General features: G+C 38.7%; 13 protein-coding genes. All 13 read left to right on the top strand.

What is annotated here, in order from left to right; genetic code table 11:
- Positions 1 to 275: 275 nt before the first annotated feature.
- The 13 genes from mraZ (at position 276) to EO116_RS00750 (ending at position 12726) form a co-directional block, all read left to right on the top strand.
- The gene (gene mraZ / locus EO116_RS00810) at positions 276 to 713 is read left to right on the top strand and encodes a division/cell wall cluster transcriptional repressor MraZ (RefSeq protein ID WP_127147949.1); all 438 of its coding nucleotides are present in this window, start codon (positions 276 to 278) and stop codon (positions 711 to 713) included.
- Positions 714 to 723: 10 nt separating this feature from the next.
- Entirely contained in the window at positions 724 to 1656 is a 933-nt protein-coding gene (gene rsmH, locus EO116_RS00805; RefSeq protein ID WP_127160228.1) for a 16S rRNA (cytosine(1402)-N(4))-methyltransferase RsmH, read from the top strand.
- A 15-nt stretch (positions 1657 to 1671) separates the two neighbouring features.
- Positions 1672 to 2079, top strand: a complete 408-nt coding sequence (locus EO116_RS00800) for a cell division protein FtsL (RefSeq protein WP_127160227.1) — start codon at positions 1672 to 1674, stop codon at positions 2077 to 2079.
- A gap of 48 nt (positions 2080 to 2127) precedes the next feature.
- A complete protein-coding gene (locus EO116_RS00795; protein ID WP_127160226.1) occupies positions 2128 to 3612 on the top strand; it encodes a UDP-N-acetylmuramoyl-L-alanyl-D-glutamate--2,6-diaminopimelate ligase in 1485 nt (494 codons plus the stop codon).
- A gap of 1 nt (position 3613) precedes the next feature.
- A complete protein-coding gene (gene murF / locus EO116_RS00790) occupies positions 3614 to 4978 on the top strand; it encodes a UDP-N-acetylmuramoyl-tripeptide--D-alanyl-D-alanine ligase (protein WP_127160225.1) in 1365 nt (454 codons plus the stop codon).
- A gap of 17 nt (positions 4979 to 4995) precedes the next feature.
- On the top strand, positions 4996 to 5958 hold the full coding sequence (gene mraY, locus EO116_RS00785) for a phospho-N-acetylmuramoyl-pentapeptide-transferase (protein ID WP_127160224.1): 963 nt from the start codon (positions 4996 to 4998) through the stop codon (positions 5956 to 5958).
- 61 nt (positions 5959 to 6019) lie between these two features.
- Positions 6020 to 7372: a UDP-N-acetylmuramoyl-L-alanine--D-glutamate ligase gene (gene murD / locus EO116_RS00780; protein WP_127160223.1), complete on the top strand. Its 1353-nt coding sequence runs from the start codon at positions 6020 to 6022 to the stop codon at positions 7370 to 7372.
- A 10-nt stretch (positions 7373 to 7382) separates the two neighbouring features.
- Positions 7383 to 8489 carry an undecaprenyldiphospho-muramoylpentapeptide beta-N-acetylglucosaminyltransferase gene (murG, locus tag EO116_RS00775; protein ID WP_127160222.1) on the top strand — a complete coding sequence of 369 codons (1107 nt, stop codon included), beginning with the start codon at positions 7383 to 7385 and terminating at the stop codon, positions 8487 to 8489.
- A gap of 14 nt (positions 8490 to 8503) precedes the next feature.
- Positions 8504 to 9877, top strand: coding sequence for a UDP-N-acetylmuramate--L-alanine ligase (gene murC, locus EO116_RS00770; RefSeq protein ID WP_127160221.1), 1374 nt, complete (start codon positions 8504 to 8506; stop codon positions 9875 to 9877).
- A 1-nt stretch (position 9878) separates the two neighbouring features.
- Complete coding sequence (locus EO116_RS00765; RefSeq protein ID WP_127160220.1) at positions 9879 to 10811, top strand: D-alanine--D-alanine ligase; 933 nt, start codon at positions 9879 to 9881, stop codon at positions 10809 to 10811.
- An 8-nt stretch (positions 10812 to 10819) separates the two neighbouring features.
- Entirely contained in the window at positions 10820 to 11686 is an 867-nt protein-coding gene (locus tag EO116_RS00760) for a cell division protein FtsQ/DivIB (RefSeq protein WP_127160219.1), read from the top strand.
- Between the two features lie 12 nt (positions 11687 to 11698).
- Positions 11699 to 12379, top strand: coding sequence for a DUF881 domain-containing protein (locus tag EO116_RS00755; RefSeq protein WP_127160218.1), 681 nt, complete (start codon positions 11699 to 11701; stop codon positions 12377 to 12379).
- Positions 12379 to 12726 carry a small basic family protein gene (locus tag EO116_RS00750; RefSeq protein ID WP_240629085.1) on the top strand — a complete coding sequence of 116 codons (348 nt, stop codon included), beginning with the start codon at positions 12379 to 12381 and terminating at the stop codon, positions 12724 to 12726. The genes EO116_RS00755 and EO116_RS00750 overlap by 1 nt, the downstream gene beginning before the upstream one ends.
- Positions 12727 to 12854: the final 128 nt, after the last annotated feature.

Below are 12854 nucleotides of genomic sequence, written 5' to 3'. Positions count from 1 at the left end.
GTTAGTAAATATTAAAATTGAAGAAAAATGGAAAAAATCTTCCACTTTTTCCCACTCTATTATCTAGTTAAAAATGTTCGATATTATTGCTTATACGCGAACATATACATAAATATTTATAAATTTGTTCGCTATTAACGGATTGTAGGAAAAAAATGTATAAATATCTATAAATTGGGTGGTTATTTTGTTGTGAAAAGTGGGGATTTGTGGTAAAATTTACCATATAGTGGTAAATAGGGCAAATGGGTGAGAGAAAAGGAGGTGTCCTTACTATGTTTAAAGGTGAATTTTCACATACAATTGATAGTAAAGGGCGCATGATTATTCCCGCCAAAATGCGTGAACAACTAGGAGAAACTTGTGTTGTGACACGATATTTTGATAATACCTTAGCCATTTATACCCAAGAAAAATTTGATGAAATTGCAAAAAAATTAAGTTCTCAAAGCTCAAATAAAGCCAATCAGCGTGGGCTAGTTCGTTTTTTTGTAGGTGGTGCTGCTGACCTTGAGTTTGATAAACAAGGTCGAGTGTTGATACCTAGTAATCTACGTGCCCATGGTGAGCTAAAAAAAGATGTAGTGGTGGTTGGTAATGGTGAACGCATCGAGATTTGGAGTAAAACTCGTTGGGAAGCATATAACAACGAAATTTATGGAAATATTGAGGCGATGGCAGAAGAACTTGATTTGGATGATATTGGATTTTAAGTGAGGAATTATGGACTTTCATCATGTGAGTGTATTGCTCAATGAAACGCTAGAAGGATTGGCGATTAAACCAAATGGAACCTATGTGGACTGTACATTAGGTGGTGGGGGACATTCCCATGCTATTGGTGAACGGTTATCTTCAGAAGGTATGATTGTTGGTTTAGATCAAGACGTAGCGGCATTAGAGGCAGCCTCTCAGAGATTATCTGATTTAACTTGCCGGGTGAAAGTCATTAAAACTAATTTCTCTAACTTAAAGCAAGCATTACAAGAGGCAGGAATTAATAAAGTCGATGGATTTGTCTTTGACTTAGGTGTATCGAGTCATCAACTAGATACAGCGGAACGAGGGTTTTCTTATATGCAAGATGGTCCCTTGGATATGCGTATGAATCAAACTGGTACGTTGACCGCAGAAACGATAGTAAATACCTATTCTAGTGATGACTTATATCGGATTATCTGGGAGTACGGTGAAGAACGATGGGCAAAACGGATTGTTCAATTTATCGTAGAAGCTAGAGAAGAAATGCCTATAGTGACTACCTTTCAGTTGGTGGATATCATTAAACGTGCGATTCCAGCAAAGGCTAGACAAGATGGCCCCCATCCAGCAAAAAGAACATTCCAGGCGCTTCGCATAGAAGTGAATCAGGAACTTCAGATTTTGCATGATGCATTTGTAGATGCTGTATCTATGTTGCAACCAGGTGGAAGAATTGCAGTGATTACATTTCATTCTTTAGAGGATAGAATTACAAAGAAAACTTTTAAAGAGTTAGCACAGGGATGTACCTGCCCACCGAATTTACCAGTCTGTGTGTGTCATCATGTACCTACTGTGAAAGCAAAAAATAAGGCCATAGAGCCAAGTGATAAAGAAGTAGACGAGAATCCACGGTCCCGTAGTGCCAAGTTAAGGGTAGCCGTAAAATTATAGTTAGGAGGAATATATATGTTAGTACGAAAGGCTGCGTACTGGGAGCAATCAGCGCCTTATGTAGAGCCCGTCAGAAAGAAGAAAGTAAAAACGCAAGCGTTCATTTGGGATTTAACCCCAGATATGCGTCAGTGTTTGTTAACTGTATTGCTGGCGATGGTTCTAGGTATGACTTGCTTGCTCTTAACAGGTGTAACTGAAAATGCACGTAAAGAAACAGTCAATTTACAGGAACAAATCGTGTTAGAAAATCGTACTAATTATGAATATAATTTAGGGTTAGCAGAACTAAGATCTCCTACGCGCATTCAAAAAATAGCGCAACAAAAACTTGGCATGGTATTACCAGATAATTTCGTTTACACTAGTAAAAATACAGTGGAAGAACGAAATGTGACGATGAAAAAGGATATTAGAGAATGATGAAGGCAGTCCTTTTGGGCTGCTTTCTCTATGATTGGAGGAATCAATATGAAACGAGTGGAAGAAATTGTAAAGGTTGTATCTCCTACGAAAGTAGAAGGTCCTTTGACATCCGTTGTTAGCCATATTACGGCTGACTCTAGAACAGTACAAGAAGGTAGCTTATTTATCTGTTTAGTGGGCGCTACAGTGGATGCTCACAATTTTGTAGATAAAGCTGTAGAAGATGGCGCAGTAGCGATTATTGCCTCTAAACCAGTGACAGTGCCAGAACATGTAGCTGTACTATATGTTGAGGATACAAGACAAGCCTTGCAAGATGCTGTTCCATTTTTTTATGATTATCCAGCATCTAAAATGCGTATGATTGGTGTAACTGGTACGAATGGTAAAACTACGACGACGCATATCATTGGTCATATGTTACGGTCTCAAGGCTATACAGTGGGCATTATTGGAACAGTACACATCTTAATTGATGACCAATCCTATCCAATTCATAACACAACTCCAGATGTAGCGGATTTACAGCAAATTTTACAACAAATGGTGGATGCTGGTGTCACACATTGTATCATGGAAGTATCTTCTCATGCCTTAGCATTAGGACGTACAGCAGGAGTAGAATATGATACAGCCGTATTCACTAATTTGACACAAGACCATTTGGATTTCCACAAAACATTTGATAATTATTTAGCGGCAAAAGCTAAGCTATTTAAACAAGTTAGTGCCTCCTATCAGGTGAAAGAAGGTAAGGGCGCTGTTATTAATGTAGATGATGCCTATGGTCAAGCGATTGTAGATGTGACTACAGCACCTATGATTACTTACAGTACAGAAGGCAAAGGTACAATGAATGCTTCTGATTTGGCGATTACTGCTAAATCTTCCCAATTCACCTTATCCTATGAAGGAAAAACCTATCCGATTTCTACGAAAATTGCAGGTATGTTCAATGTGTATAATACCTTAGCAGCTGTAGGGGCTGCCTTATATGAAGGGTTGACGATGAAACAGATTGTGAAAGCATTGTCTACTTTTACAGCTGTACCAGGTCGATTTGAGCTCATTGAAGAAGGACAAGATTTTGCAGTCGTTGTAGATTATGCTCATACACCAGATGGATTAGAAAATATTTTACAAACTGCGAAGAAGATTGTAGAGAATCGTATTTTAGTTGTCTTTGGTTGTGGTGGTGACAGAGATGCTACAAAACGCCCTATTATGGGACGTATTGCATCACAATTTGGAGATTGCGTATTTGTGACATCGGATAACCCTCGAACAGAAGATCCAGTACAAATCGTAAAAGATGTCGAGGTAGGTGTGAAAGAAGGTTTACATGATGGTGTAACCTACGAAGTCATTGTAGACCGTCGTGAGGCGATTCATAAGGCGATCAAAGAGGCCACTACAGGAGATGTAGTTATCATTGCAGGTAAAGGCCATGAAGATTATCAAATTTTAAAAGATGAAACTATCCATTTTGATGATCGTGAAGTGGCAAGAGAAGCCTTGAAGGAGAGATAATATGGCACAATTTACAGTGCAAGAAGTACTAGAGGCAACACAAGGGTTCTATGTAGGAACAAGTACTTGTTCCTTTGCTGATGTATCAACTGATACCCGTACAATTGGGAAAAATGGATTATTTGTTGCTTTGGAAGGAATGACATTTGATGGTCATGATTTCCTTGCAGTGGCAAAAGAACGTGGTGCTACTGGTGCTGTGGTGAAACGAGGTAAAAAGATCGATGGCTTAGTTTGTATTGAAGTAGAAGATACATTACAAGCATATCAACAATTAGCAACCTATCATCGTAGACGTTTCCCAATCCCTGTCATTGGTATTACTGGTTCCTCTGGGAAAACAACCACAAAGGAAATGATTAGCGCTGTATTAGAAAAAGCCTTTACAGTGCTCAAAACAGAAAAGAATTATAATAATGAAATTGGCGTTCCAAAGATGTTATTGCAATTGACGGAAGACCATGATGTATGTGTTCTTGAAATGGGGATGCGTGGGCTTGGTCAAATTGCTGAACTAGCAGAGATTGCAGAGCCTACAATAGGGGTTATTACTAATGTAGGTACTAGCCACATTGAACTATTAGGGTCTCAAGAAAATATTGGAAAAGCGAAACAAGAATTGATTGAAGCCTTACCAAGTACAGGAGCAGCTGTATTGAATCATGATGATCCTTTTGTATTGCCTATGTCTAACGTAACGGAGGCAAGGGTGATGACCTACGGTATGCAAGAGGGTTCTCAGGTACAAGGGACTCAATTAGAATATACAGCGAAAGGTATTAACTTTATTGTTCATGATACATCAGGTGATTGGAATGTATTTTTACCTATGATTGGGATTCACAATGTGTATGATGCATTATCGGCGATTGCAGTAGGGACGATTTTAGGTGTACCGAAAGCAGAAATTGTGGAGGCTTTTAAAGAGTTTCCAGGCATACCTATGCGTCAAGAGATTGTAGCTTTTCCAACTTTCACAGTATTAAATGATGCGTACAATGCAAATCCAAATAGTATGGCAGAGTCCATTCGAGCTATGGGACAGTTGCAAGGGACACGTAAAATTGCTATGCTAGGAGATATGTTAGAGTTAGGTGAGCATTCCAAAATAGCTCATGAAGAGATTGGCAGGATTCTCGGAGAAGAGCACTATGATATGGTGTTTACCTTCGGCGATATGATGAAAATAACAGCCTCCGTAGCAAAAGAAGCAGGGGTTCCTTATGTCTATGTAGGAAAGAGTCATCTTGATATTGCCAATGCCTATTATGATGTAAGACAAGAAGGTGATGTGATTCTAGTAAAAGGGTCCCGTGGCCTAAAAATGGAACGTATTATTGAAGATTTTAAAGAACGACATGAATAAGTAAGGAGACATGTGACATGAATATGGACTATGCATTAGCCTTTGGCTTAGCCCTAGTAAGTACATTAGTATTCGGTAAAATAGGGATTCCTCTATTACAGCGATTGAAAGCACAACAGTCGATTCGTGAAGATGGACCTCAGGCACATTTAGCTAAAGCTGGAACACCAACAATGGGTGGATTATTTATGATGCTAGCTTTAGTCATCACAGTTTGCATAGTACCACCCTATTCTGTAACATTGTGGATGCTATTATTTTTAACCTTAGGCCATGGTGCATTAGGATTTAGTGATGATTTTATCAAAGCTGTCAAACGTCGTAACTTAGGATTAACGGCGAAACAAAAATTACTAGGTCAAGCGGTATTGGCTGTCGTATTTTGTTATATCTCAATCGCGTATGCAGCATTGCCAACTACTTTATGGATTCCATTAGTAGATATCACTATAGATCTTGGTTATGCGTATTATATATTGGCATTTATCATTATTTTAGGAACAACGAATGCTGTTAACTTAACTGATGGCTTAGATGGATTGGCAACTGGTATTTCTGCTATTGCAGGGGCTGCCTTCGCAGTGGTAGGATTATTAGTAGGCTCCTTAAGTGTTACCTTCTTTGGTATTGTCGTGAGTGCGGTTTGCTTAGGATTCTTATATTTTAATGCGAATCCAGCGAAAGTATTTATGGGAGATACAGGTTCATTAGCATTAGGTGGTGCTTTTGCAGGGATGGCCATTGCTACAAAAACAGAACTTTTATTAATTGTCATAGGCTTTGTATTTGTAGTAGAAGCCTTATCTGTTATTTTGCAGGTAGCATCTTTTAAAACTCGAGGTGTTCGTATTTTCCGTATGAGCCCAATTCACCATCACTTTGAATTAGGTGGCTGGAGTGAGCGAAAAGTGGTATATGTATTCTGGGCTGTTTCTTTGGTAATGGCATTATTGGGTATTGCACTTCTTAGTATGAAATAATATAGATTACGGCTCTACTAGTAAGAGCCGTTATTCTTGCATATAGGGTTAGGTGGTTAGAATGGATTATTCAGATTCTCATGTATTGGTATTAGGTGCGGGTCTTAGTGGTATTGGTGTAGCCCACACATTGGCTAAATTAGGCGCAACAGTGACGCTTAATGATTATAAAAAAATTGATTTTGATCCTGCTGAAAGTCAGTATTTGGCAGAGAATCATATAGAAGTGATTACAGGGCAACAAGATTTTGTGTTACTTGATACAGCTACAAGAGTGGTTGTATCACCTGGTATTTCTTTAGAGATACCTATTATTCAAGAGGCGAAAAAAAGAAATATTCCCGTAGTAGGGGAAGTGGAAATTGCCTATGAAGTCTCAAAAGCTCCTATTTTAGGTGTGACTGGTACTAATGGTAAAACGACAACGACTTCTTTATTAGCAGAAGTATTGAAAGAAGCAAAATGGGACGTTTATGTAGGGGGGAATATTGGCTACTCTCTTAGTGAACAAGCCTTGGCAGTACCTGAAACAGGTGTGTTAGTGGCTGAACTTTCATCGTATCAATTGGAGAGTATTGATAAGTTTCGTACTAAAGGAGCTATCTTGCTAAATGTGACACCAGACCATTTGTTGCGTCATAAAACGATGGAACGATACCAAGAGGCTAAGGAAAATATATTCCGCAATCAAGAATTAGGGGATTGGACAGTGTTAAACTTTGATTCTCCTATTGTGGCTGATATGGAAAAACGAGTAAAAGGCCATGTATTAGGAATTAGTCAAGAAAGACCTGTCACAGATGGGGCGTATTTTGAAAACAACACATGCTATGCAGTGATGCATGGAAATGCCGTACCAGTGATTACGACAAAAGATATCCATATTCCAGGATCTCACAATATTGAAAATATTCTGAGTGTTATAGCTTTAACTTATGCGTTGGGTGTACCAGTAGAAGATATCTATCGGGCTATTGCAAAATTTCATGGTGTGGCACATCGTTTAGAAAGAATTCGTACCCTAAATGGAGTTACGTATTATAATGATTCTAAAGCAACTAATACGGACTCTACCATTAAAGCTTTAGAGTCTTTTACTGCACCTCTTGTATTGATTGCAGGCGGCAAAGATAAAATGACAGATCTGGAAGAAATGATGGAGCTAGTGAAAACCAATGTAAAAGAGCTAATTCTTATTGGTGAAGCAGCACAGCGTTTTGCTGAAGCCGCTGTTAAAGTAGGAGTGCCACACATTCATCGTTGTAAATCTATGGAAGATGCAGTATCCTTAAGTGCTCGCATTGCGGAAGATGGGGATGTAGTATTATTATCTCCAGCCTGTGCAAGTTTTGACTGGTATGCACGATTTGAAGATAGAGGCGATCATTTCAGAAGATTAGTAGAACGATTGTAAGGGGTCATACATGAATATCATGATTTCAGGCGGAGGTACTGGAGGTCATATTTATCCAGCTCTCACGATTTATAAAACATTAGAAACAATGGTAGATGCTAACTTTCTTTATGTAGGAACTGAAAGAGGACTTGAGTCACGCATTGTTCCTAAAGAAGGGATTCCATTTACTACATTACCTGTACAAGGATTGCAACGTAAATTGTCCTTAGATACTTTGGTAACAGCAGGTAAAACACTGTCCTCCTTGTGGAAAGCAAATCGGTTACTATCTGATTTTAAACCAGATATTGTCATTGGTACTGGTGGCTATGTATGTGGTCCTCTACTATTAGCAGCTGCTTTACGTGGGATTCCTACATTAATTCAAGAACAAAATGTAGTGCCAGGCATAACGAATAAAATTTTAAGCCGATTTGTTGATGTAGTAGCTGTAGGATATGAAGAAGCGATTCCACATTTTCCAAGCGCAAAGAAAGTTATATATACAGGCAATCCGGTACGTCCAAGTGTAATGACTGCAAATCGGGAAGAGGCTAGAGCGTACTTTGGTTTACAAGATGATCAAACAGCTATCTTAGTAGCTGGAGGATCTCGTGGTGCACGGAGTATTAATACAGCGATGCAAGCCGTTCATGAGCATTATAAAGGTAGAGAGGATATTAAAATTATCCACGCTACAGGTACTGATGAATACAGTCGTGTTTGTGAAAGCTTAGGTATACAAGAAGGTGATGTATACAGCTCAACATCACATATTGTTCCTTATTTAGACAATATGGATATGGCCATGGCTGCATCAGATATGGCGATTTTTAGATCGGGAGCAATAGGGCTAGCAGAATTAGCGGTGCGTGGCATACCATCTATTTTAATCCCTTATCCTTATGCAGCTGCTGACCATCAAACATTTAATGCGAAAGCATTTGTAGACGCCGGTGCTTCTACGATGATAGTAGATAAAGAATTAAACGGTACAAGGTTATTGCAAGCGGTAGATGCAATGTTAGCGGATCAGAGATGTCGCAAACGTATGGCTGAAGCTACATTACAATTAGGAAAGCCTGAGGCAGCTATAGAAATTGCTAAGTTGGCACTATCCATTAAGAAATCATAGGAGGGAGTATCTCTATGTTAGATACCTATCAACGTATACATTTAATTGGAATTGCAGGTTCTGGCATGCGTGCTATTGCGCATGTATTGATTGAAAAAGGATTTATTGTATCTGGTTCCGATATTCAAGAATCTGCGATTACAGAAAAATTTAGAAATGCAGGGGCTACTATTTTTATGGGCCATGATGCTACTCATGTAGAAGGAGTGGATGTGGTTATTCGCTCTACTGCGATCCATGATGATAACCCTGAAATTGTAGGGGCTAGAGAGCGAAATATTCCAATTTTACACCGTTCCGACGTGGTAAAAGCAGTGTTAGATGAAACCTATGGTATTGCTGTGGCTGGTGCACATGGTAAGACGACAACTACGTCTATGATTGGGCAAATTTTTATGGAAGCAAACCAAGATCCAACCATCATCATTGGTGGAGAAGTGGATTATTTAAATGGTAGTAGCCATGTAGGTAAAGGTAAATATAGTATTGCTGAAGCTGACGAAAGTGATGGTTCTTTCTTGCACTTAAATCCTAAGCGTATTGTAATCACGAATATTGAAAATGACCACATGGACCATTATCGAACGGTGGAAAACTTATTGCGAGCTTTCACGGAGTTTTCTATGAAATTACCAGAAGATGGTATTGCTGTAGTATGTGGTGATAATCCTTCGATTCGACGGATTATGCCTGATATTAAGCGTACATGTATTACGTATGGTTTAGGAGCAGGCAACGATTATAGAATTGAGAATTTACGCATTGAACAAGGGATTACTACCTTTGAAGTAGTTCATAATGATACTATACTGGGTACCTTGCGTTTAGCTGTACCGGGTCAACATAATGCGTTGAATGCACTAGGTGCTCTGGTAGTGGCCTTGGGAGAAGGAATTTCCTTTGAAGTAGTTGCTCGAGCATTGCGTAAATTTATTGGTGCGAAACGTCGATTTGAGACGAAAGGTCATGTAAAAGATGTTTGGGTGGTAGATGATTATGCCCATCATCCTACAGAAATTGCAGCTACTATTAAAGCAGCAAAATCTTTGGAAGACCATCGAGTAGTAATTTTATTCCAGCCACATCGGTATAGTCGTACAAAATTATTGTTGCGTGAGTTTGGTACGGCTTTCAAAGAAGCTGATCTAGTGTTCATTACAGACATTTATAGTGCTGGTGAAAAACCTGAGGCGGGGATTGATGGTATGTCCATTCCATTGATGATTAAAGAATTGACAGGCAAAGAGACTCATTATGTGGCAGATGTCAATACATTACCCCAAACCGTATTAGAATACATTGAACCTAATGATTTAGTCATCACTATGGGGGCAGGTAATATTAATCAATTTGGACCTAAACTATTAGCTTTATTGGAGGAAAAATAAAGTGAAGGATAAACGTATTATTGTCCTCATGGGAGGACCATCAAAAGAAGCCGATGTATCAAGAAGAACGGCTGCAGCTATTGCGGAAGCATTACAAAATAAAGGGTATGCAGCTACAACATTAGAATGTAATCCGAGTACAGTAGTACAAGATTTACAAGATTTAAACTGTGATGTTGTATTTAATGCGATTCATGGCAAATATGGGGAAGATGGAGCCTTACAAGGGGCCCTTGAAATGGCAGGTATTCCTTATACGGGATCTGGTGTAATGGCGCATGCGGTGGGAATGAATAAAAAAATGAGCAAACATGTATTTTTAGGGGCTCAGATTCCTACAGCTAATTCAAAATCCTATGATAGTCAATTACAACCTGTGGATACGATTTTAGAAGATATTCATGCTAACTTTTCAGTGCCATTTGTTGTGAAAGCAGCTAGCCAAGGTTCTAGTATTGGGGTAGCAATTATTAAGGATGAAGCCACTGTTGATGCCGAAGTAAAACAAGTATTAGACATAGACCATGTTATCGTAGTAGAAGAATTTGTAGATGGTAGAGAATTTACAGTATCTGTATTAGATGGTAAAGCCTTACCAGTGATTGAAATTCGACCACATTCTGGGGAATATGATTATGCTTCTAAGTACACAACTGGTGCTACTGATTATTTAGTGCCAGCACCAATTACAGATGAACAAGCAGCTGCTATGCAACGCATTGGAGAGTCTGTATATCAACAAATGCAATGCGCTGGTGTCATTCGTGTGGATATTATGATGAACAGCACAGATGACATGTTTGTACTGGAATATAATACAGTACCAGGTATGACAGCTACATCTTTAGTACCTAAAGCAGCAAAAGCTATAGGAATTGAATTTCCTGAATTGTGCGAACAAATTCTTCATTCAGCTGGATTGCATAAATTTTAGGAGTAGCTATGAATGTAAATGGGTTTCAAACGCAAGAGGAGCAAAATGTTCCTCCATTTGAGGAACAACCAAGGAATGAAAGACAGAGGTATTCCATAGAAGATGGCTGGGAAGTTGTGACCATAGATACACCAGAAGGAACTAAACGTGTACGACGTAGACGGAAGTTAAAACCACGCAAACAATCAAAGCCAGCGGTCTGGAAGCTAGTCGTTGGTGCCTGCATATTAATCGGTCTCTTTACATTACCGTTGCCAATTGGTCAAATTCAGGTGATAGGAACTAGTCAATTAACGTCAGAAGATGTGGTACACATAGGTGATTTAGGGTATCCTGTCAATATTTTGCGGGTTAGAACGGGCGCTTTAGAAGAGCGTTTACAAAAGGATATACGTGTAGATACGGCGCATGTATCTTATGCATTACCACTTACTTTGCAGGTAGATGTGAAAGAACGAAAAGCGTTGGTTGTAGTTCCATCTCAATTTGGTTTTGTTTCCTTGGATCGACAGGGTATGGTCATTGCTAGTAGTGCCACCATTCCTGACACAACTGTACCCATTATTTCTGGAGTACGGTTAGGGAATGCATTATTAGGTGATACTATCGAAGCTGAAGGAATCCGTGGAGCCATTGCGTATATGGAGGCTTTCACTGAAGAGGGACGAAAGCAAATTGGTGAAATCAATGTAGGTGATGCTGATAAAATGATTGCCTATACGGTAGAAGGATTGCCAATTCATATTGGTGATCGTAATAATTTAGAAGAAAAGGCAAAAATAACTGCAGATATGCTTGTGGATATTGCACAACGTCATGTATCTGCGGAGTTTATCGATGTAAATATTAAATCCCCTTTTATTAAAACACAATAAAGGAGTACAGAGTTGAAACAAGGGCGTATCGCCATAGCTGTAGTAAGTATGATTGTAGGGGTTATGCTTGTTACGCAGTACAGAATGACGCAGACTATTGCAGATGGCAATATAAACTTACAAAGAAGTGGAGAGTTGGCACTAAAGATTCACTCTCTTCAAGAAGAACGGGCGGGCCTTAAAAAACAAATTGCTACTATGAAAGAAGAAGGAAGTCTAGAGGGTATGAAAGAAGAAAATCGACTATTAGCCCTTAGGGCTTCCTTAGTCGATGTAGAAGGTCCAGGCGTGATTTTAACTATAACGGATAGTAAAACACCTGTGAAAGATGGAGAAAATCCTAATTTATACTTAATTCATGATGAAGATATGCTACGTATTGTCAATGAATTGAGAGCAGCTGGAGCAGAGGCTATTTCTATTAATGACCAACGGTTGATAGGAACTTCAGAAATTCGTTGCTCAGGACCAACCGTTACAGTCAATGGAAAAATTTTTGCTCCACCATTTATCATTAAAGCCATTGGAGATACAAAAACACTGCATTCGGCTCTTACTATGAGAGGTGGTGTAGTAGAGTCTCTCAAATATTGGGGGATTGAAGTGAAAATTCAAGACGAAGAGAATGTAACTGTCCCTGCTTATGATGGAACGATAAAACAAAATTACATCAAAGTGAAGGGAGGTCAATGATGGTATATGTGTGGATTATAGGAGGATTACTACTAGGCATTATCATTGGTATTATTACACCTTTTGATGTGCCAGTATCCTATGCTAAATATACATCTGTGGCACTCTTAGCTGCCTTGGATTCTATTTTTGGTGGCACAAGAGCAGCTATAGAAAGAACATTTGGACTGTCTATTTTTATTACAGGGTTCTTTTCTAATTCCTTATTAGCAGCAGTATTGGTATTTTTAGGAAATGTGGTAGGCATAGATTTATATTATGTAGCATTGATCTCATTTGGGTTGCGTTTATTTCAAAATACAGCGGCTATCCGTAGATTATTATTAACAAAACGACTACATACATAGAAAATTTAAAGTCAATTTTTGACTTTCATTGAAAAAATATAAAATATATTGTAAAATAAAAGCAAATTATAAATGATAAGATAGACTAGTAGTATAATGTCATTGTAATAGCATATGAAATATATCTC

Origin of the sequence: Veillonella sp. VA137, from assembly GCF_003992015.1 — a bacterium.
Taxonomy (GTDB): Bacteria; Bacillota; Negativicutes; order Veillonellales; family Veillonellaceae; genus F0422.
This window is presented reverse-complemented; position numbering and strand designations above follow the sequence as displayed.

Coding starts and splice junctions, on each gene's coding strand:
- mraZ (WP_127147949.1), top strand. CDS start 276: ATGTTTAAAGGTGAATTTTCACATACAATTGATAGTAAAGGGCGCATG.
- rsmH (WP_127160228.1), top strand. CDS start 724: ATGGACTTTCATCATGTGAGTGTATTGCTCAATGAAACGCTAGAAGGA.
- EO116_RS00800 (WP_127160227.1), top strand. CDS start 1,672: ATGTTAGTACGAAAGGCTGCGTACTGGGAGCAATCAGCGCCTTATGTA.
- EO116_RS00795 (WP_127160226.1), top strand. CDS start 2,128: ATGAAACGAGTGGAAGAAATTGTAAAGGTTGTATCTCCTACGAAAGTA.
- murF (WP_127160225.1), top strand. CDS start 3,614: ATGGCACAATTTACAGTGCAAGAAGTACTAGAGGCAACACAAGGGTTC.
- mraY (WP_127160224.1), top strand. CDS start 4,996: ATGAATATGGACTATGCATTAGCCTTTGGCTTAGCCCTAGTAAGTACA.
- murD (WP_127160223.1), top strand. CDS start 6,020: ATGGATTATTCAGATTCTCATGTATTGGTATTAGGTGCGGGTCTTAGT.
- murG (WP_127160222.1), top strand. CDS start 7,383: ATGAATATCATGATTTCAGGCGGAGGTACTGGAGGTCATATTTATCCA.
- murC (WP_127160221.1), top strand. CDS start 8,504: ATGTTAGATACCTATCAACGTATACATTTAATTGGAATTGCAGGTTCT.
- EO116_RS00760 (WP_127160219.1), top strand. CDS start 10,820: ATGAATGTAAATGGGTTTCAAACGCAAGAGGAGCAAAATGTTCCTCCA.
- EO116_RS00750 (WP_240629085.1), top strand. CDS start 12,379: ATGGTATATGTGTGGATTATAGGAGGATTACTACTAGGCATTATCATT.